The following is an 18,188-nucleotide window of genomic DNA, read 5'->3' as shown; positions in this document are numbered from 1 at the left end:
GCGCCCAGCCCGGCTCAGGGGAGCAGGCCCGGTCCGCAGACGCAGGAAGACGCCCCATGGCCGACATCGCCAAGCTCAAAGCCAAACTCAAGAAGCGCAAAGCCAAGCTGCTCAAGCTCAAGGCCAAACTCGCGACGCTGAAGGCTCATGAGGCCGCGCAGGCCCTGACGGCCGATCCCTCCGCGGAGAATCCGCCTCAGGCCGACGCCAAGACCGCCGCCGCCCCCGCCAAAAAGGCGCCGGCTCCGGTTTCGCCCTTCGCGCCGGAAGGCGGCTTCCCCGCCCTGCCCCCCGTGCCGGGAATCACGCTGGCGGGCGCGGCGGCGGGCGTGAAATACAAAGGCCGCCTCGACGTGATGCTGGCCAAGATCGCGCCGGGCGGCGCGGCGGCGGGCGTCTACACGCGCTCGGCGACGCGTTCGGCGCCGGTGCTCTGGTGCGAGGCGATCACCAAAAGCCTCAATGAAGGCGGCAAGCTCAAAGGCCCCCTCGGGATTCTCGTGAACTCCGGCAACTCCAACGCCTTCACCGGCTCGGTGGGCGCGGCGGCGGTCGAGAAGACCGCGGCGGCGGCGGCCGAGGCCCTCGGCGGCGCGGGGGCGGTCTTCGTCGCCTCGACGGGCGTGATCGGCCAGCATATCGATTATCAGAAGATCCTCGACGTCCTGCCGGATCTGGCGGCCCGCCAGGCCCCCGAGGCCTGGGAGGACGGCGCCCGCGCCATCATGACCACCGACACCTTCCCCAAGGCCGCCAGCGCCCAAGTGGAGATCGAGGGCGTTCCGGTCACGCTGGTCGGCTTCGCCAAGGGCTCGGGCATGATCGCGCCGGACATGGCCACCATGCTCGGCTTCGTCTTCACCGACGCCAATATCGGACAAGCGGCGTTGCAGCAGGCGCTCTCCGGCGCCACGGAGGCGAGCTTCAACTCGATCACCGTGGACAGCGACACCTCCACCTCCGACACCATCGTGCTGGCCTCCTCGCGCAAGGCGAAGCATGAGCGGATCGAAACCGCCAAAGACCCCCGCGCGGCGGCTTTCGTCGCGGCGCTGAACGCCCTCCTGCTGGAGCTGGCGCAACTCGTGGTGAAGGACGGCGAAGGCGCGACGAAATTCGTCGAATTCCACGTCACCGGGGCGAAAAGCGCCAAGGCCGCCAAGAAGATCGGCCTCGCCATCGCCAATTCGCCGCTCGTCAAAACCGCCCTCGCGGGCCAAGACCCCAATTGGGGCCGCATCGTCATGGCGGTGGGCAAATCCGGCGAGGCCGCCGACCGCGACAAGCTCGCCATCTGGTTCGGCGAGGCGCTGGTGGCTGAAAACGGCCTCGTCTCGCCCGAATATCAGGAGGAGACCGGCGCGGCTTATTTCAAACGCAGCGAATTGGCCATCCGCGTGGACGTCGGCGTCGGCAAGGGCGAGGCCCGCGTCTGGACCTGCGATCTGACCAAGCGCTATATCGAGATCAACGCCGATTACCGGAGCTGATTTTCCGCTCCGGCGCGCCTGAGAGCGTCATCCGGCCGAATTGGGCCGTTCAAACGCTCCAAATCTTTATTTCGTCGCGCTTTCGCGACGCGAAGCTCGGTCGGCTTCGCTGGAAAGCGCTCTGAGAACTGGTTAAAGCGGAAAGGCTCCCCTATCTGAAAGGGGAGCCTTTTTTCGTCCGGGACAGGGAGCCTTCCCATGCATATCGACCATCTCGTCATCGGCGCCGCCAGCTTGGAGCAGGGTCAGGATTGGCTGGAGGAGCGTCTCGGCGCCCCGGCCTCTCCCGGCGGGCGCCATGACTTCATGGGCACGCATAATCTGCTCTGGCGGCTGGGGCCGCAGACCTATCTGGAGCTTCTGGCGATCGATCCCGCGGCGGCGGCGCCTTCGCGTCCGCGCTGGTTCGGCCTCGACGATCCCGCGGTTCAGGCGCGTCTGAAGGTCTCGCCGCGTCTGATCGGCTGGGGCCTCGCCACCGACGACATCGCGCGCGATTCTCTGCTCTCGCCTCTGGGTCTGGGTCCGGTGGAGGCCATGTCCCGCGGCGAGCGCCGCTGGAGCCTGACCATCCCGGACGGCCCCTACACCGAGCATCGCGCCCTTCTGCCCTTCCTGATCCAATGGCAAGGCCCCTCGCCCGCCCAATCCCTGCCGGAGACGGGGCTGAGCCTCTCGCGGCTGGTGATCGAGACTCCGGAGACGGCGACCATCGAGACCGAACTCAAGGCTTTGGGCGCGCGGAATCTCGTCGAGCTGCGCGAAACCGCCTTGGGCGGCAATAAGCTCATGGCGGAGCTGAACACCCCTGAAGGCGCCTATAGCCTCGTGAGCTGACGCCGCGCCCTTCTCCTGCGGAGGCGTAAGCTTATCCGCAGGAGGCCCCTTGCGCCTCCGCCCGCCGCGCGGGAGAAAGGAGGCGAAGCTGAGGGAGGTCCGCATGCTCTATGAACTCGACGGCCATGCGCCGCGCTTGCCGAAAGACGGCTCGGCTTGGGTCGCGCCGGGGGCGAAGCTGATCGGAAAGGTCGTTTTGGAGGAAGGCGCGAACATCTGGTTCGGCGCCGTCCTGCGCGGCGACAACGAGGAGATCCGCGTAGGAGGCGGCTCCAACGTTCAGGAGAATTCGATCCTCCACACCGATCCCGGCTTTCCGCTGACCATCGGCCCGGATTGCACCGTGGGCCATGGCGCCATCCTCCATGGCTGCACGCTTGAAGAGGCCGTGCTGATCGGCATGGGCGCGACGGTGCTCAACGGCGCGAAGATCGGCGCGGAGAGCCTCGTGGGCGCGGGGGCGCTCGTCACCGAGGGCAAGAGCTTTCCGCCCGGCTCGCTGATCGTGGGATCTCCGGCGAAGGTCGCGCGGGCGCTGTCGCCCGAAGAACGCCAGAAGCTGCGCGCCTCGGCGGCGCGCTACGTCGCCAACGCCGCCCGCTTCCGCGACGGCCTCAAGCCGACCGGGAATCCGGAGCTGCCGGAGACGCCGCAGTGAGGCTCGATCTTCTGCTTCTGCCGGGCTACGGCAACAGCAGCCCCGGCCATTGGCAGGGCCATTGGGCGGGACTTTATGAAAACTCCAGCCGGGTGCTTCAGGAGGATTGGGAGACGCCCGACCTCAGCGCATGGATGGCGCGTCTGGAAGGCGCCCTCGCCAATGGGAGCCATCCGGCGCTTTTGGTCGCCCATAGCCGGGGCTGCGCTCTGGCGGTCCATTGGGCGGCGCGGCGCAAGGCTTCGGGCGAGGGCTTCGGCCGCGTGCGGGGCCTGCTGCTCGTGGCGCCGCCCGACCTCGACGCTCCCGACTTCCCCGGCGCGATCAAGGGCGATTTCTCGCCTTTGCCGCGTCGGGCTCTGGGGCTGCGGACGATCCTCGCCGCCAGCCGCAACGATCCCTATTGCGGCTTCGCGCGGGCCGAGGAGATGGCGCGGCTCTGGGAGGCCGAATTCGTGGACGTCGGCGCGCGGGGCCATATCAACGCCCTGAGCGGGCTCGGCGAATGGCCCGAGGGCCGCGCGCTGCTGGAGCGCCTCGCGGTGCGGGCTCAGGCGCCCCTCGCGCAAGAGGAGGGAACGGCGTGACGATCACCAAACAAGACGAGCTGGACGGGCTGAAGGAGATCGGCCGCATCGTCGCTCAGGTCCTGCGGGCCATGGCTCAGGCCATGGAGCCCGGCATGACCACCCGCGAGCTGGACGACATCGGGCGCGCCCTGCTGGAGCGCGAAGGCGCCCTTTCCGCGCCGCAATCGACCTACGGCTTTCCGGGGGCGACCTGCATCAGCGTGAACGAAGAGATCGCCCATGGCATCCCCGGAGACCGGCGGCTCAAGGCGGGGGATCTGGTCAACATCGACGTTTCGGCCTCGAAAAACGGTTATTTCGCCGACACCGGCGCGAGCTGGCCCGTGCGCGCCCTGCCGCCCGCTCTGGAGCGCCTGCGCCGCGACGGAAAACGCGCCATGGAGATCGGAATCGCGCAGGTCGGCGACGGCAAGCCGCTGGCGGGGATAGGCGAGGCCGTCGGGCGCTTCGCCGAGGCGCGCGGCTATACGCTGATCCGCAACCTCGCGAGCCATGGCGTCGGGCGGGCGCTGCATGAGGAGCCGGGAGAGATCCCCACCTGGCCCACGCGCGGAGACAAGCGCCGGATTCACAAGGGCCTCGTCATGACCGTGGAGCCTTTCCTGTCGCTGGGCGGAGTCTGGGCGAACGAGGGCGCCGACGGCTGGACGCTCTATAGCGAGCCCCCCGCGCCGGTCGTGCAATATGAGCACACCATCGTCGCCACGGAGCGCGGCCCGATCATCGTGACCTCGCCCTTCTGAGCCTGAAGGCCGCGCTCTGGCGCCGCGCCGCGAAATCCTTTATCAAGGGCGCTTCACAAAAGCAGAGCAAGATCATGGACGCCCCGCCGGACCTCAAGGCGATTCCCGAACTGGTGACCTTCGGTTGTCGTCTCAACAGCGTCGAATCCGAGACGATCCGCGCTCAGGCCGAGGCTGCGGGCGTCTCCGACGCGATCATCGTCAACACCTGCGCCGTCACGGCCGAGGCCGTGCGTCAGGGCAAGCAGGCGATCCGCAAATTGCGCCGCGAGAATCCCGGCAAGCGCATCGTCGTGACCGGCTGCGCCGCCCAGATCGATCCTCAGGGCTTCGCCGAAATGGAGGCCGTGGACCTCGTCCTCGGCAACAAGGAGAAGACCGATCCCGCGCAATGGCGCCGCATCGCCGGAGACAACACGCCTCCGGGCGGACTCGGCGGCCCGGATTTCGGCGTGACCGCCAGCGAGAAGGTGCGCGTCGACGACATCATGTCGGTGCGCGAGACGGCGAATCACCTCATCGACGGCTTCCGAGACCGCGCCCGCGCCTTCGTGCAGGTGCAGAACGGCTGCGATCATCGCTGCACCTTCTGCATCATCCCTTACGGACGCGGCGATTCCCGTTCGGCGCCTATGGGCCATGTGGTCGCGCAAATCGAGCGTCTGACCGGGGCGGGCTATCGCGAAATCGTGCTGACGGGGGTGGACCTCACCTCCTATGGCGCGGATCTGCCCGGCAAGCCGCGCCTCGGCGATCTCGTGCAGAAGATCCTCGGCCGCCCCGGCGCTCCGGAGCGCCTGCGCCTCTCCTCCATCGACTCCATCGAGGCCGATCCGGCGCTGATGGAGGCGATCACCGGCGACCGGCGCGTGATGCCGCATCTGCATCTGTCTTTGCAGGCCGGGGCGGACATGATCCTCAAGCGCATGAAGCGGCGGCATCTGCGCGCCGACGCCATCCGCTTTTGCGAGGAGGTCCGGGCGAAGCGGCCCGAAATGGTCTTCGGCGCCGATCTCATCGCGGGCTTCCCCACCGAGACCGAGGAGATGTTTCAGGACAGCCTGCGCCTCGTGGAGGAATGCGGCCTGACCTTCCTGCACGTCTTCCCCTTCTCGCCGCGCGCGGGGACTCCCGCCGCGCGGATGCCGCAGGTGGCCAAGGCCGTCGGCAAGGAGCGGGCGGCGCGTCTGCGGGCTCTGGGCGAGGCGCGGGAGGCGGCTTATCTGGCCTCTCAGATCGGCGTGGAGCAGGCGGCGCTCATGGAGACCGAAAGCCTCGGGCGCTCCGAAGGCTACGCCCTGATCCGCTTCACGGAGCCCCGCCGCGCCGGAGAGGTGGTCCGCGTCGCGCCCCACGCCATGGCCGACGGGGCCTTGCTGGCGGCCTGAATCCCCGAGCCGTCCGGTGAGCCTTTGGTCGCGGCGGACAAATCGTCTCAGAGCCTTTATGCTGGCCCTTCTTGAATCCCGAGGAGGCGGCAGATGATGGCGGAGATCTCACCGGACTCGGAGACGTCGCGCAAAGGCGAGGGCTTCGCTTTCCTGATCGTGGACGACCACCCGCTCTTTTGCGAGGCCCTGAGTCTGGCTTTGGCCTCCGAGGTCGGCGCGGGCTCGACGCGCATGGCCAATTCTCTGACCGAGGCTCTGGCGCTGCTGGATTCGGGCTTCCGGCCCGACGCCGCCTTGCTGGATCTCAACCTCCCCGACGTGCAGGGCTTCGACGGCTTGCTGAGGCTGAAGGCGCGTCATCCGAATCTGCCGGTGGCGGTGGTGTCGGCTCTGGACGATTCGCGGATCGTCTCGGGCGCCATCGAGGCGGGGGCGGCGGGCTTCATGCCGAAAAACGCTCCGCGCGAGCAGATCATCTCCGGGCTGCGCAAGATCCTTGAGGGCGGCGTGGCTCTGCCGCCGGGCTATGAGGGGCTGGCGGCCTCGGCGGGCAATTCCCGCCCCGAGCCGGGCAGCCTCGAAAAGCTGCGCGAGCTCACGCCGCAGCAATTGCGGATTCTGGATCTCGTCTGCGCGGGCAAGCTGAACAAGCAGATCGCCTTCGACCTCTCCATCGCGGAGACCACGGTGAAGGCGCATATCACCGCGATCCTGCGCAAGCTCGGAGTCCATAGCCGGACCCAAGCCGCGCTCACCGCCCGCGAGGCGCTGTATAGCGAGATCCTGCGCCGTTAAGCGCTTTCCAGCGAAGCCGACCAAGCTTCGCGTCGCGAAAGCGCGACAAAATCAAAACTGAAAGCGTCCTTCCGGCGAAGCCGGCGAAGGCTCCCCCGCCGACAGCCTCGGGCGGGGGCGCTCCTGAGCCTCAGGCCGCCGCCGCCTCGGGGGCGCGGCCGAGATGGGCGCAAAGCGCCTCGGTGGGGTCGGCGCGGTTCAGCGTGTAGATATGGAAGGCCCGGAAGCCCGCCGCCCTCAGGCGGTCGACCTGCTCCGCCGCCAGACGGTCGCCGAGCTCGCGCCGCGCGGCTTTATCCTCCGGCGAGACCTTGGCGAAAGCCTCATGCAGCCAGGCCGGAATCCGGGCGCCGCAGCGCGCCGCGAATTTGCAGAGCTGCTCGAAATCCACGATGGGCATGATCCCCGGCGTGACTTGCGCCGCAATCCCCTCGGCGACGCAGCGGTCGCGGAAACGGGCGATGGCCGCGTCGTCGAAGGCGAATTGCGTCAGCACGCGCCGCGCGCCCGAGGCCTTGCGCTTGAGATGCGCCCAATCCGCCGCCTCCCCGAGGCTTTCCGGATGAGGCTCGGCGTAGCCCGCCACGTCATAGGCGAAGCCCTCGGCGGAGAGCGCTTCGGCCAATTCCGCCGCCGAAGCGAAGCCCTCGGGATGAGGCGCGAAATGGGTCTCGCCCTTGACCGGATCGCCGCGCAGCGCCACCACGTGATCCACGCCCAGCTCCCGATAGCGCGCCGCCACCGCCATGGTCTGCGCCCGCGAAGCCCCCGAGACGGTCAGATGCCCCGCCACCGGAGGCGGCGCCACGGCCCGCAGCTTCTCGATGACCGACAGCGTGCGCTCGCGGGTGCCGCCGCCCGCGCCATAGGTCACGGAGACGAAGCTTGGGCGATAGCCCGCCAGCCGACGGGCCAGAGCCTCGAATTTCTCGACCGCCTCCGCGGCGACGGGCGGGAAATATTCAAAGGAGATTTCGAGGGCTTCAGGCGCGGACATGGCGAATCCTTAGGGGAGGTGAGGCGGCGAGCCCTCCCGACCATATAAACTTATCTTTATGTGTCAAGCCGGGCCGGGCGGGCGGCTTATGCGGATTCCTGAGATGTTTGTGCGGTTTCCGCATCAAGCCTCCAGCTTCTCCGCGACCAGCTCCGCCAGCGCGAGGGCGGAGGTCAGGCCGGGCGACTCGATCCCGAAGAGGTCGATCCAGCCGGGCAGGCCATGGGTCTCGGCCCCCTCGATGCGGAAATCCTCGCCTTTGGCCGAGAGCTTGGGCCGCGCGCCGGAGGAATCCGGCTGCAAGGCGCCCTCGGGCAAGCCCGGCCACCAGCGGCGCACGGCGGCCTCGAAGACCGGCCCCAAGGCGGGATCGACGCGATAATCCAGAGCTTCGGGATCTTGCAGCGCAGGCCCCACGTCCGGCCCGAATTTCGCGCGCCCGCCGAGATCCAGCGTCAGATGAACGCCCAAGCCTCCGACGGGCGGAACGGGATAGATCAGCCGGCTGAAAGGCGAGCGCCCTGCCAGCGCGAAATAACGCCCCATCCGCACCACCAGAGGCGGAGCCTCTCCGCCGCGCCCCTCGATCCGCCGCGCCAGAGCCTGAGCCCCCAAGCCCGCCGCGTTCACGACCTCCCGCGCGACGAGCCGCGTCTCGCCGAGATCGAGATCGAAGCGCCCGTCCGCGCGGGCGGCTCCGCCCCGCGCCTCGCTCCGCAAGGCGAGGATCGCGCCATGAGCCTCGGCCTCAGCCAGCAGCGATTCCATAAAGCCATGCGAATCGAGAATCCCCGTCTCCGGCGAGAACAGCGCCGCCCGCGCCCTCAGCCCCGGCGCGAGGGCTTGGGCCTGCGTCCCCGTCAGAGGCTCCAACGCCACGCCGTTGGCCGCCGCCCGCTCGGCCAGAGCCGCCAGAGCGGGTTCCTCCTCCGGCTCGGCGGCGAGGATGAGCTTGCCGCATTTGCGATGCCCTACGCCCCGCGCTTCGGCCCATGCGTAGAGCCTCCGCCGCCCCTCGACGCAGAGCCGCGTCTTGAGGCTCTCGGGCGGATTATAGATTCCGGCGTGGATCACCTCGGAATTGCGCGAACTGGTCTCGGCGCCCCAGCGCGCGCCGCGCTCCAGAATCCAAACTTCGCGCCCGCGCCGGGCCAATTCCGCCGCGACCGCCAGCCCCACGACACCGGCGCCGATCACCGCCGTCCCGACTTCATAGCTCTCCATCCGCCCGCCCCTCTCGCAAAACGCCCCCCAAAGCGCTTATATCTCACGGCGGAGCCAAGGAGAAAAAACGGCATGAGCCTCGCGGATTGGACGGACGGCCTTTTGCGCAGCGTCGAGAACACGCAAAGGCGCATCGGCGAAAGCTTCGAGCCGAGCATTCGTCTGGGCGTCACGGGGCTGAGCCGCGCGGGAAAAACCGTGTTCATCACGGCTCTGGTGGCGAATCTGCTCCAGCGCGGCCGCATGACCTTGCTCGACGCCGCCGCCGAAGGCCGCATCGAAGCCGCCATGCTGCGGCCTCAGCCCAATCCGGAGGCCCCGCGCTTCGATTACGAGGCCCATCGCGCCGCGCTCTACGCCCCCGAACCGAGCTGGCCGGATTCCACCCGCCAGATCAGCCAGCTGCGCGTCTCGATCCGCTATAAGCCGACGGGGCTTCTGGCGGGGCTGACTCAGGCTCTGGCGGGGCCTTCGACCTTGCATCTCGACATCGTGGACTATCCCGGCGAATGGCTGCTGGATCTGCCTTTGCTGAACCAGAGCTACGCCCAATGGGCTCGCGCCAGCCTGACCGCCTCCCGACGCCCCGAACGCGCCGCCGCCGCCGCGCCATGGCTCGCTTTTCTGGAGACTCTCGACCCCGCCGGGCCTGCGGACGAATCCCTCGCCAAAGAGGCCGCCGAGCGTTTCGCGGCCTATCTTCAGGCGAGTCGGAAATTGGGGCTTTCGGCGGTGGGTCCGGGGCGCTTCCTCATGCCGGGCGATTTCGCGGGCTCTCCGGCGGTGACCTTCGCGCCTCTGCCCGTGCCGGAGGAAGGCGGACGTCCCCCCGCCGAGAGCTTCGGGCGACTGATGGAGACCCGTTTCGAGGCCTATAAGCGCCATGTGGTGAAGCCCTTCTTCCGCGACCATTTCGCCAAGCTGGACCGCCAGGTGGTCCTCGTGGACGCCCTCGCGGCCATCGACGCCGGACCCGCCGCCGTGGCCGATCTTCAGGAGGCCATGGCCGAGATCCTCGCTTGTTTCCGCCCCGGCCCGAACAGCTGGCTGCTGAGCCTGCTCGGAGCCAAGCGGGTCGAGAAGATCCTCTTCGCCGCCACCAAAGCCGATCACGTGCATCACACCCAGCATCCGCGCCTGACGGCCATCCTCAAGGCGCTGCTGGCTGAAAGCTTAGAGCGCGCGGCCTATCGCGGCGCCGAGGTGGAGTCTCTGGCTCTGGCCTCGCTGCGGGCCACCGTCGAGCAGGACGTCAAACGCGACGGGCGGATTCTCCATTGCGTGCGGGGCCGCCTGCTGGAGACCGGAGAAGAGGCCGCCCTCTATCCCGGCGAATTGCCCGAGAACCCCGCCGAGATCGTCGAGGCGGCGCGTCGGGCCGCCCGGGATCCTCAGGCGACGCCGGGCGCGGGCTGGCTCGGGGCGGAATATCGCTTCATGCGCTTCGCGCCGCCGCGGCTCGAATGGCGCGAGGGCGAAGGCCCGCCGCATCTGCGGCTCGACAAAGCGCTGCAATTCCTGATCGGCGATAAGCTCAGTTGACTTAGTTTCTTTATCTGACGCGCGATTCATCCGAAAACCTCTCCCAAGTTTTCAGATCACGCTTCAGGCTCAGGAGCCTTCTTGATGACCGCAGATTTCGACATTCAGGCGCCGGGCGTGGATCCGCGCGCCTTCCGCGACGCCTTCGGACGTTTCGCCACCGGCGTGGCCGTCGCCGCCTGCCGCGACGCCAAGGGCGAAACCCTCGCGGTGACGATCAATTCTCTGACCTCGGTGTCGCTGGATCCGCCTTTGGCGCTCTTCTGCCTCGACAAGACCGCCCGCACCGCCGAGGCCTTTCTGACGGCGGACCGCTTCGCCTTCAGCGTCCTCTCAGCGGATCAGCGCGAGGCCTCGCAGCGCTATTCCCGCGCGCCGGAGGCTCAGGAGGGCGATTTCGAGCTTTGGGAGGGCGCGCCCGTCCTGCCGGGCGCTTTGGCGCGGATGGTCTGCGCGCCCTATGACGTGGTCGGCGGCGGAGATCATCTGATCATTCTGGGCCGGGTGCTGCATGTGGCGCAGGCTCCGGGCGATCCGCTGCTCTATTTCGGCGGCTATGCGGGGTTGGCCAAGGGCTGATCAGCCTCTGAGATCCTCAGGCAGGGCCTCCAGCGCCGCCTTCACGCGCGCCAGCGCCTCGCCCGCCAGAGGCAGAATCGGACGCGGCGGCGCGGCCGAGGCGATCCCCAGCAGATCCGCCATGGCGAAGACCGCCCGCAGACTCCCCAATTCGCAAAAGAGCGCCCAGATCGCCGCCAGCTCCGCGTCGAGGCGCCGGGCTTCGGCGAAATCTCCGCGCCGGACCGCCGCCGTGATCCTTCCGCAAGCGAGCGGCAGAATCCCGCCGAGGACGCTATGCCAGATCTCCGCGCCGGAGATCATCGCCTCGGTGGTGGCCCAATCGCCGCTATAGCCGAGCGAAAACCCCGCCTTCAACCGGGGCCGCAGCCCCGCGAGCTGATCCGCCGCCGAAGCCGCGGGGCTCTTCGCCGCCACGATTCCCGGCTCCTGCGCCAGCCGCGCCAGAAGCTCCGGCGTGAAGGCGAAATGAGTCGCGGCGGGATTGTCGTAGACGCAGAGCGGCAAGCCGCCCTCCCGCGCCACCGTGACGTAATGTTCGAAGACCTCCGCCTCGGTCAGCGGCGTGTAGCTGGCCATGGCCAGAAGCCCGAAATCGGCGCCGGCGGCCTTGGCGTCCTGAGTCAGCTTCACCGCCTCGTCGGTGCGGAGCGCCCCGATTCCGACCAGCAGAGGCGCGCCGCCCGTTCCCTCTTCGAGAGCGGCCTCTATGGCGCGGCGACGCTCCGCGCGGCTGAGATAGAGATAAGTCCCGGTGCTGCCGAGCAGCCCCACCGCATCGACCTGCGCCGCCCGCAGACGCCCCACCAGACGCCGCAGCGCAGCGGCGTCCACCCGCCCGGAGGCGTCGCAAGGCGTGATCGGATAGGCGGCCAGTCCGCGCGGAAAATCCATGGCTTCAGAGCTTGAAACTGATTCCGGTGGAGCCGAAGCCCCCCTCTCCGCGCGCGGTCGCGTCGAGGTCCGCGACCTCCTCGAAACGCGCCTGAGGCGCAGGCGCGATCACCAATTGCGCGATGCGATCGCCGCGCCGGAGGGTCGCGGGGCTATTGTCGAGGTTGATCAGCAGCACGAAGAGTTCGCCGCGATAATCCGAATCCAGCGTGCCGGGGGCGTTGAGCACCGTCACGCCCTGTTTCAGCGCCAGCCCCGAACGCGGGCGGATCTGCATCTCCCAGCCCGGAGGGACCGCGAAGGCGAAGCCCGTCGGCACGAGGCTGCGCGCCCCCGTCACCAGCGTCAGAGCCGCGCCCTCGGGCAGAGCCGCGCAGACGTCGGCGCCCGCCGCTCCGGCGCTGGCGTAGAAAGGCGCGGGCAGCCCCACGCCATGCGGCAGGCGCTTCACCCGGACCACAGGCCCCTCTAAAGGCGCGGTCATGCGAATCCGTCCTTCTCCAGAGCGGCGGCGGCCTCGGCCCGCGCCGCGCCGATCAGCGCCGAAGTCATGCGCTCGGCGAGGCGGTCGCCCACCTCGCGCTTGGAGAGGCGCGGCCATGGCTCCTCATCCTCGGCGGTGACCAGCACCACGGCGTTTTCATCGCCGCCCATGATCCCCGTCGCCGGAGAGACGTCGTTGGCCACGATCCAGTCGCAGCCTTTGCGGGCGCGTTTGGCGCGGGCGTAATTCACCACGTCGGTGGTCTCGGCGGCGAAGCCCACCACCAGCTTGGGCCTCAGCGGCGGCCCCAGAGCCGAAACCCGCGCGAGGATGTCGGGATTCTCGACCAGCCGCAGCATCTGGGCGCCGCCTTGGCCGTCTTTCTTCATCTTGTTTTCGCCGGGCCGCTCCATGCGCCAATCGGCGACGGCGGCGGCGGCCACCATGGCCTCGGCCGGAAGGGCGTCCATCACGGCGCGGAGCATCTCCTCCGCCGTGGTGACGCGCTCGACGTGGCAGCCCTCAGGCGAGTCGAATTCGGCGGGTCCGGTGACGAAGATCACCTCGGCGCCGCGCCGCGCCAGAGCCTCGGCCACCGCCACGCCCTGTTTGCCGGAGGAATGATTCGAGATGTAGCGCACCGGGTCGATGGACTCGCGGGTGGGGCCGGAGGTGACCACGATCCGCATGCCCTTGAGCCTCTGCGCCCGCGAGCGGCGCAGGAAATGCCCCACCACCGCCTTGGCGATCTCCTCAGGCTCGGAGAGCCGCCCATAGCCGTATTCCCCGCAGGCCATTTCTCCGGCGTTGGGGCCGACCACCTTGACGTTGTCGCGGCGGAGGATCTCCAGATTGCGCCGCGTGGCGGGATGCTCCCACATGCGGACGTTCATCGCGGGGGCGATCATCACCGGCTTATCCGTGGCGAGGACCAAGGTGGAGGCGAGGTCGTCGGCGCGGCCTTGGGCCATCTTGGCCATGAAATCGGCGGTGGCCGGAACCACCAGCACCAGATCCGACCAGCGCGAGAGCTGGATATGGCCCATTTCGGCCTCGGCGGTGAGGTCGAAGAGATCCTGATGCACCTTGCTTCCGGAGAGCGCCCCCAGAGACAAAGGCGTGACGAATTCGCCGCCCGCCTTGGTCAGCACGCAACGGATCTCGGCGCCCCGCTCGCGGAGCAGCCGCAGGGTCTCGATCGCCTTGAAGGCGGCCACGCCGCCCCCGACGATCAAGAGAATGCGCTTTCCATAGATCATCCGGCCCTCTGCTCCCGCCCTCTGGTCCCGTCTTCCCCGCCCCGGCGCGATTCGCGGGCAGAATAAAGCCTTTCCCCGCCGAACGGGAAAAGCTTTCGGCGCAAAGCCAAGGAAAAACAGGCCGGACCGCCCTTATCTTGACCTGACGGGCGAATCCGCGCGCGGCGGATCGCCTTCAGGCGGCGTATGTCCTGAAACGAAACGATTAAACGGCGATCTCGCCCCGCATGAGCGCCACGCCGGGGCCGCCGACCTTCACGCCGGAGATCGCTTCGCGCGGGCCGAGAATCTCGACTTCGGCGCGGCCCGGACGGCCCATCCAGTGGCCCTGCTCGGCGACGAAGCGCGGCGAGTCCAAATAGCCCTCGCGCCAGAGCCAGGAGGCCATGGCGCCCGTGGCGGAGCCGGTGAAGGGGTCTTCGGGCGGATTGGGCGGCGCGAGCAGCAGGCGCGCGAAACTCCGGCCTTCGGGAGTTTCGCCCTCGGGAACGAACAGGAAGGCCTCCGCGAAGGTCAGCTCCGGATGGGCGGCGTGAAACCGGGCCACGGCCTCGGGATTCAGCTTCGCGCGGCGCAGGGCCTCGCGATTCCTCAGCGGCGCCAGAACATGCATGTTCCCCGTGCCCACCACCTGAGGCGGCGCAAGAAAATCCCCCGCCGAAAGCCCGTAGATCGCGGCGATCTCGCCGGGATCGAAGCTTTCGCCGAATTTCGGGGCGAATTGCGTCATGGTCACGATGGGCGGACGCCCGCCTTCTCCGGCGCGGGTCTCGATGGGCATGACCCCCGCCCCGACCTCCAGCCTGAAGGAGTCGCCGGGCCTGACCATCCCCGCCTCGATCAGCGCGATCCCCGTGGCCACGGTGGGATGTCCGGCCATGGGGATCGGCCCGGAGGCGAGGTAATAGCGCACGGCGAAATCCGCATCGGAAGCGGGCTTTTGCAGGAAGGCGCATTCCGAAAGCCGCGATTCCCGCGTGATCTTCAGCCGCGTCTCTTCGTCGAGGTCGTCGGCCCCGAAGAAGACCATGCAGGGATTGCCGCCGAAGAGATCTTCGGCGAAGGCGTTGACGTAGATATAGCGATGGGGGGCCATGCGAGGGCTCCAGAGAGGGCGGTTCAGCTTCCCGAGGCGCGCGGCAGGCCCTCGGAGAGGGCGTCCTCCTCGCGCCAGCGCCCGGTGCGCTTGAGTTCTTCGGCGACTTCGCGGGGCATGTAATTCTCGTCATGCTTGGCCAGCACGCTCGCCGCCCGGAAGACGCCGTCGCGCAGATAGCCCTCGGCCACCGCGCCCTGACCCTCGCCGAAGAGATCCGGGAGGATGCCCTCATAGACCACCGGCAAGGCGCCGTTTCCGTCCTCGATCACGAAGCGCGCCCCGGAGGCGTCGCGCCGGACCGAACCGACCTCCACCAGCCCCCCGAGCCGCACCCGGCGATCCGGCGTGATCTCGCCCGAGGCGGCCTTGGCGCTCAATTCGCCGGGTCCGAAGAAGAAGACCAGAGAATCGCGCATCGCCAGAGAGACCAGCACCGTCGAGAGCGTCAGGGCCACGCCGCCCAGAACGAGCATCAGGATCCGTTGTTTCTTGCGGCTGGCCATAGGCTGGCGTCTCCCCAATTTCAGGTCGTCTCTTCGATCCGGCCCGCCCCGTCGGGCGTCGCGGACGAAGACCCGGCGGTCTGGTCGGCGGTTTGAGAGGCTTGGCGGCGGCGGCTCTCCGGGTCGCGCCGCAAACCGCCGAGCACCGCGTTCAGCTCGGCGCCGAGAATCACGATGGCCGCCGAGATGTAGAAAAAGAACAAAGCGACGATCACGCCGCCTAAAGCTCCGTAAGTTAGACTATAGCTCGGAATATAGGCGAGGTAGACCGAAAACAAAGCGCCTCCCGCCAGCCAGCAGAGGATCGTGAAGATCACCCCCGGCCAGACGGGCGCCTCGGGGTCGCCGCTCGGGAGGATGCGATGGGCCGCGTAGATCGCGATCCCCAGCACCAGAGCCGCCAAGCCGTAACGCATGAGCGTCAGATAGGGCAGATCCGCCATCTCCCGCACGAAGGCTTTGACCGGCAGCTCCTGCAGCAATTGCAGAGGCGCCGTCAGCAAATCCACGAGGCTCGGCCAGAGCGGCACCAGCACCGTCAGAAAGACGAAGGCCAGAGAAGCCGCGAAGACCAGCCCGACGCTCTGAAGCCGCCGATAGATCCAGGACCGGTTCTCGGCTTGGGAATAGGCGCGGTTGAGCGCCGCGCGCAAAGCCTCGATTCCATTGGAGGCCACCCAGAGCGCCCCGACCAGCGAGAGCGTCAGAGGCGCGCCGCTCACGCGGGCGTGGACGGTGTCGGAGACCACCGGCTCCAGCACCCCGGCCACGTCCGGCGGCAGGGCGTCGAACATGAAGGCCAGCGTGGCGTCCACGTCCTGCATGCCGATGGCGAGCGCCGCCATGGCCGTCACGAAGATCAGGAAGGGAAACAAAGACAGGAACATGGAGAAGGCCATGTAGCCCGCCAGAGCTTCGCCGTCGTCCGAGGAGAATCTGTCGTAGGTCTCCAGAATCACACGCCAGATTCGACGCAGACCGCGCAAAGCGCCCATAGATCCTTCCTTCCCTTGCGGCCGAGGCCCTCATGGCCGCCCTCATGAAGGAGGCCGAGGGGCTCGGCGCAAGGGTTTTCTCTCCGTCCTCGTCACTCCACCTTGAAGACCCCGCGCAGAACGGCGGGCGGATCCTCCTGATTCTTCACGACGAATTCATATTCGCCTTTGCGCATGGGATGAAAGCTGAAGCGCGCTCTTCCCGGCTCGTCGCATTCGAGGGCGTGGAAGCCGAGGCCCTGCATATGGATCTCGATGTCGCTCACGCTGACCACCCGCAGATGCGCGTTGGAGAGCAGGCCCGGCGATTCGAAGCGGAATCCCGCCGTGTCGTCGGCGGCGTCGGTGCAGACGAAGTTCAGCCGGTAATAGCCGCCCGTCTTCAGAGCGATCTCGGTCGTCTCGGAGACCGGTTCTCCCTCCGGCCCGGTGGAGACCGTCAGATCCACATCCTGCGGCGGCCCCACCGCGATCACCCCCGCCGGAACCGAAGCCGCCCAAGCGTGGCCTTCTTGCGCCGGAGCCTCCTGCGCGGCGGCGCCTCCGGCGGCCAGCCATCCCAGAGCCAGAATTCCGGCGCCCGCGCCCCGCATCCTCCGCATCGCTCTCTTCCGCATCGCTCATATCCTTTTCCAAGCAGCGTCCCCTCTCCATAAGACGAGGATCCGCGCAGGCCGTCGATCCGCCGAAAGCCGCGCCCCGACTTAAGTCTGAGGGAGGACGGCGAAGGGCGGAAAGCTTTCGCTCCGCCTTCGGCCCTGTTATGCGGGCCGCTTCGGCCCCATCTTGAGGCCGTCGGCGCCGTTCACCGGCGCGATTTGGGAGGGGCGGATGCCGGGGGAGATTCAGGCGGCGGTTCAGGCGGCGATTCAGGCGGCGGCTCAAGAGGCGGGCGGCGCGGCGGCGCTCTGGATCCCCGGACTCGCCGGGGGGCTGATTCTGCTGGCGGCTCTGCTGGCCTTCGCGGCTCTGCGGGCTTCGCGGCGGGCGGCCCGCGCGGCGGAACCCCTCGCGGCGGAGATCGGGCGGCTCGGCGAATCGCTCAAGGCTCTGGGCGCGGCTCAGGAGCGCATGGCGGGCGGGCTCGGCCAGATCGGACAGGCTCAGAACCAGACTCAGGCCGCCACGCTGGAGACTCTGGAGCGGCGCCTCGAAGAAGTCTCGACGCGGCTCGGCGATTCGCTCTCCGGCTCGGCCCAGCGGACGGCTCAGGCCCTCGGCGACCTGCGCCAGAGGTTGGAGGCCATCGACCGCGCCCAAGGCAAGATCGAACGGCTCTCCGGCGACATCCTCGGGCTTCAGAACATCCTCTCGAACAAGCAGGCGCGCGGCGCCATGGGCGAGATCCAATTGCAGGAGATCGTGACTCAGGCCCTGCCCGCCGGGAGCTACCGCTTTCAAACCCAACTCTCCAACGGGCGGCGCGTGGATTGCCTTTTAGTCACTCCGCCCCCGACCGGGCTTTTGCCGGTGGATTCGAAATTCCCGCTGGAGGCCTGGCGCCGCCTCGCCGAGGCGACTTCTCCCGCCGAGAAGGCCGAAGCCGCCAAGGCTTTTCGCGCCGACGTGGGGCGGCATCTGCGCGACGTGGCGGAGCGCTATCTCGTCGCGGACGAGACCGCCGATTCGGCTCTGATGTTCCTGCCCTCCGAGGCCATTTACGCCGAGATCCACGCCAATTTCCCGGATCTCGTCCGTCTGAGCTTTGAAAAGAAGGTCTGGATCGTCTCGCCCTCGACCTTCATGGCGACGCTGCACACCTTGCGGGCCGTGCTCCGCGACGCGCGGATTCAGGAGCAATCGGCGGCGCTGCGGCGTCAGACGGGGCTTCTGCTTCAGGACGCGGAGCGGCTCGGAACGCGGCTCAAGGCGCTGGAGACCCATTTCGGACAAGCCGAAGGCGATCTGCGCGAGGCCGGAATCTCGGTGACGAAGATCCTGCGCGGCGCCCGCAAGCTGGAGGAGGTCGAATTCAGCGAAGCCGCCCAGACGGAGCCCTCTTCCGCGCCTGCGGCGCGGCGTCCGGAGGCTCTCCCTGAAATCGCCGGAATTCCGAGTTAATCTTTCGGCTTCCTCACCTTTCGCGCTCCCGACCTGAGCGCCGTTTT

Annotated in this window: 19 protein-coding genes; 10 read left to right on the top strand and 9 right to left on the bottom strand. The window is 68.3% G+C overall.

The features are described 5' to 3' along the window. Positions 1-56: 56 nt before the first annotated feature. The 7 genes from argJ (at position 57) to B161_RS0107685 (ending at position 6,504) form a co-directional block, all read left to right on the top strand. Positions 57-1,490, top strand: a complete 1,434-nt coding sequence (gene argJ, locus B161_RS0107715) for a bifunctional glutamate N-acetyltransferase/amino-acid acetyltransferase ArgJ (RefSeq protein ID WP_018632794.1) — start codon at positions 57-59, stop codon at positions 1,488-1,490. 198 nt (positions 1,491-1,688) lie between these two features. Further along, complete coding sequence (locus B161_RS0107710; RefSeq protein ID WP_018632793.1) at positions 1,689-2,327, top strand: VOC family protein; 639 nt, start codon at positions 1,689-1,691, stop codon at positions 2,325-2,327. A gap of 103 nt (positions 2,328-2,430) precedes the next feature. Continuing rightward, complete coding sequence (locus B161_RS0107705) at positions 2,431-2,985, top strand: gamma carbonic anhydrase family protein (RefSeq protein WP_018632792.1); 555 nt, start codon at positions 2,431-2,433, stop codon at positions 2,983-2,985. Next, positions 2,982-3,572 (top strand): RBBP9/YdeN family alpha/beta hydrolase, encoded by a 591-nt coding sequence (locus B161_RS17315; RefSeq protein ID WP_018632790.1) that lies wholly within the window; start codon positions 2,982-2,984, stop codon positions 3,570-3,572. Before B161_RS0107705 ends, B161_RS17315 begins: the two co-directional genes overlap by 4 nt. Next, a complete protein-coding gene (map, locus tag B161_RS0107695; RefSeq protein ID WP_018632789.1) occupies positions 3,569-4,318 on the top strand; it encodes a type I methionyl aminopeptidase in 750 nt (249 codons plus the stop codon). The genes B161_RS17315 and map overlap by 4 nt, the downstream gene beginning before the upstream one ends. A 74-nt stretch (positions 4,319-4,392) precedes the next feature. Continuing rightward, entirely contained in the window at positions 4,393-5,706 is a 1,314-nt protein-coding gene (gene mtaB / locus B161_RS0107690; protein ID WP_018632788.1) for a tRNA (N(6)-L-threonylcarbamoyladenosine(37)-C(2))-methylthiotransferase MtaB, read from the top strand. 96 nt (positions 5,707-5,802) lie between these two features. Continuing rightward, entirely contained in the window at positions 5,803-6,504 is a 702-nt protein-coding gene (locus B161_RS0107685) for a response regulator (RefSeq protein WP_157755580.1), read from the top strand. Between the two features lie 130 nt (positions 6,505-6,634). On the opposite strand, the gene B161_RS0107680 is transcribed toward B161_RS0107685, so the two are convergent. Then, complete coding sequence (locus B161_RS0107680) at positions 6,635-7,501, bottom strand: methylenetetrahydrofolate reductase (RefSeq protein WP_018632785.1); 867 nt, start codon at positions 7,499-7,501, stop codon at positions 6,635-6,637. Positions 7,502-7,624: 123 nt separating this feature from the next. Beyond that, on the bottom strand, positions 7,625-8,725 hold the full coding sequence (locus tag B161_RS0107675) for an NAD(P)/FAD-dependent oxidoreductase (RefSeq protein ID WP_018632784.1): 1,101 nt from the start codon (positions 8,723-8,725) through the stop codon (positions 7,625-7,627). A gap of 72 nt (positions 8,726-8,797) precedes the next feature. Between B161_RS0107675 and B161_RS0107670 the strand changes: the two genes are divergently transcribed. Both B161_RS0107670 and B161_RS0107665 read left to right on the top strand, forming a co-directional pair. Further along, positions 8,798-10,267, top strand: coding sequence for a YcjX family GTP-binding protein (locus B161_RS0107670; protein WP_018632783.1), 1,470 nt, complete (start codon positions 8,798-8,800; stop codon positions 10,265-10,267). Positions 10,268-10,351: 84 nt separating this feature from the next. Then, complete coding sequence (locus B161_RS0107665; protein ID WP_018632782.1) at positions 10,352-10,846, top strand: flavin reductase family protein; 495 nt, start codon at positions 10,352-10,354, stop codon at positions 10,844-10,846. On the opposite strand, the gene B161_RS0107660 is transcribed toward B161_RS0107665, so the two are convergent. The 7 genes from B161_RS0107660 to B161_RS17305 form a co-directional block, all read right to left on the bottom strand. Then, positions 10,847-11,740 (bottom strand): dihydrodipicolinate synthase family protein, encoded by an 894-nt coding sequence (locus B161_RS0107660; RefSeq protein ID WP_018632781.1) that lies wholly within the window; start codon positions 11,738-11,740, stop codon positions 10,847-10,849. A gap of 4 nt (positions 11,741-11,744) precedes the next feature. Next, positions 11,745-12,224: a dUTP diphosphatase gene (gene dut, locus B161_RS0107655; protein ID WP_026310271.1), complete on the bottom strand. Its 480-nt coding sequence runs from the start codon at positions 12,222-12,224 to the stop codon at positions 11,745-11,747. Then, positions 12,221-13,483, bottom strand: a complete 1,263-nt coding sequence (gene coaBC, locus B161_RS0107650) for a bifunctional phosphopantothenoylcysteine decarboxylase/phosphopantothenate--cysteine ligase CoaBC (RefSeq protein ID WP_018632780.1) — start codon at positions 13,481-13,483, stop codon at positions 12,221-12,223. The genes dut and coaBC overlap by 4 nt, the downstream gene beginning before the upstream one ends. A 205-nt stretch (positions 13,484-13,688) precedes the next feature. Then, positions 13,689-14,579: a PhzF family phenazine biosynthesis protein gene (locus tag B161_RS0107645; RefSeq protein WP_018632779.1), complete on the bottom strand. Its 891-nt coding sequence runs from the start codon at positions 14,577-14,579 to the stop codon at positions 13,689-13,691. Between the two features lie 23 nt (positions 14,580-14,602). After that, positions 14,603-15,085, bottom strand: a complete 483-nt coding sequence (ccmE, locus tag B161_RS0107640) for a cytochrome c maturation protein CcmE (protein WP_018632778.1) — start codon at positions 15,083-15,085, stop codon at positions 14,603-14,605. A 20-nt stretch (positions 15,086-15,105) separates the two neighbouring features. Continuing rightward, positions 15,106-16,080, bottom strand: coding sequence for a YihY/virulence factor BrkB family protein (locus B161_RS17310; protein WP_018632777.1), 975 nt, complete (start codon positions 16,078-16,080; stop codon positions 15,106-15,108). A gap of 92 nt (positions 16,081-16,172) precedes the next feature. Then, the gene (locus B161_RS17305; RefSeq protein WP_018632776.1) at positions 16,173-16,697 is read right to left on the bottom strand and encodes a hypothetical protein; all 525 of its coding nucleotides are present in this window, start codon (positions 16,695-16,697) and stop codon (positions 16,173-16,175) included. A gap of 214 nt (positions 16,698-16,911) precedes the next feature. On the opposite strand from B161_RS17305, the gene B161_RS0107625 reads away from it, so the two are divergent. Continuing rightward, entirely contained in the window at positions 16,912-18,141 is a 1,230-nt protein-coding gene (locus tag B161_RS0107625; RefSeq protein WP_018632775.1) for a DNA recombination protein RmuC, read from the top strand. Positions 18,142-18,188: the final 47 nt, after the last annotated feature.

Source organism: Neomegalonema perideroedes DSM 15528 (assembly GCF_000374145.1).
GTDB lineage: Bacteria > Pseudomonadota > Alphaproteobacteria > Rhodobacterales > Rhodobacteraceae > Neomegalonema > Neomegalonema perideroedes.
Note: the sequence above shows the minus strand (reverse complement) of the source record. Positions and strands in the feature narration are given on the sequence as shown.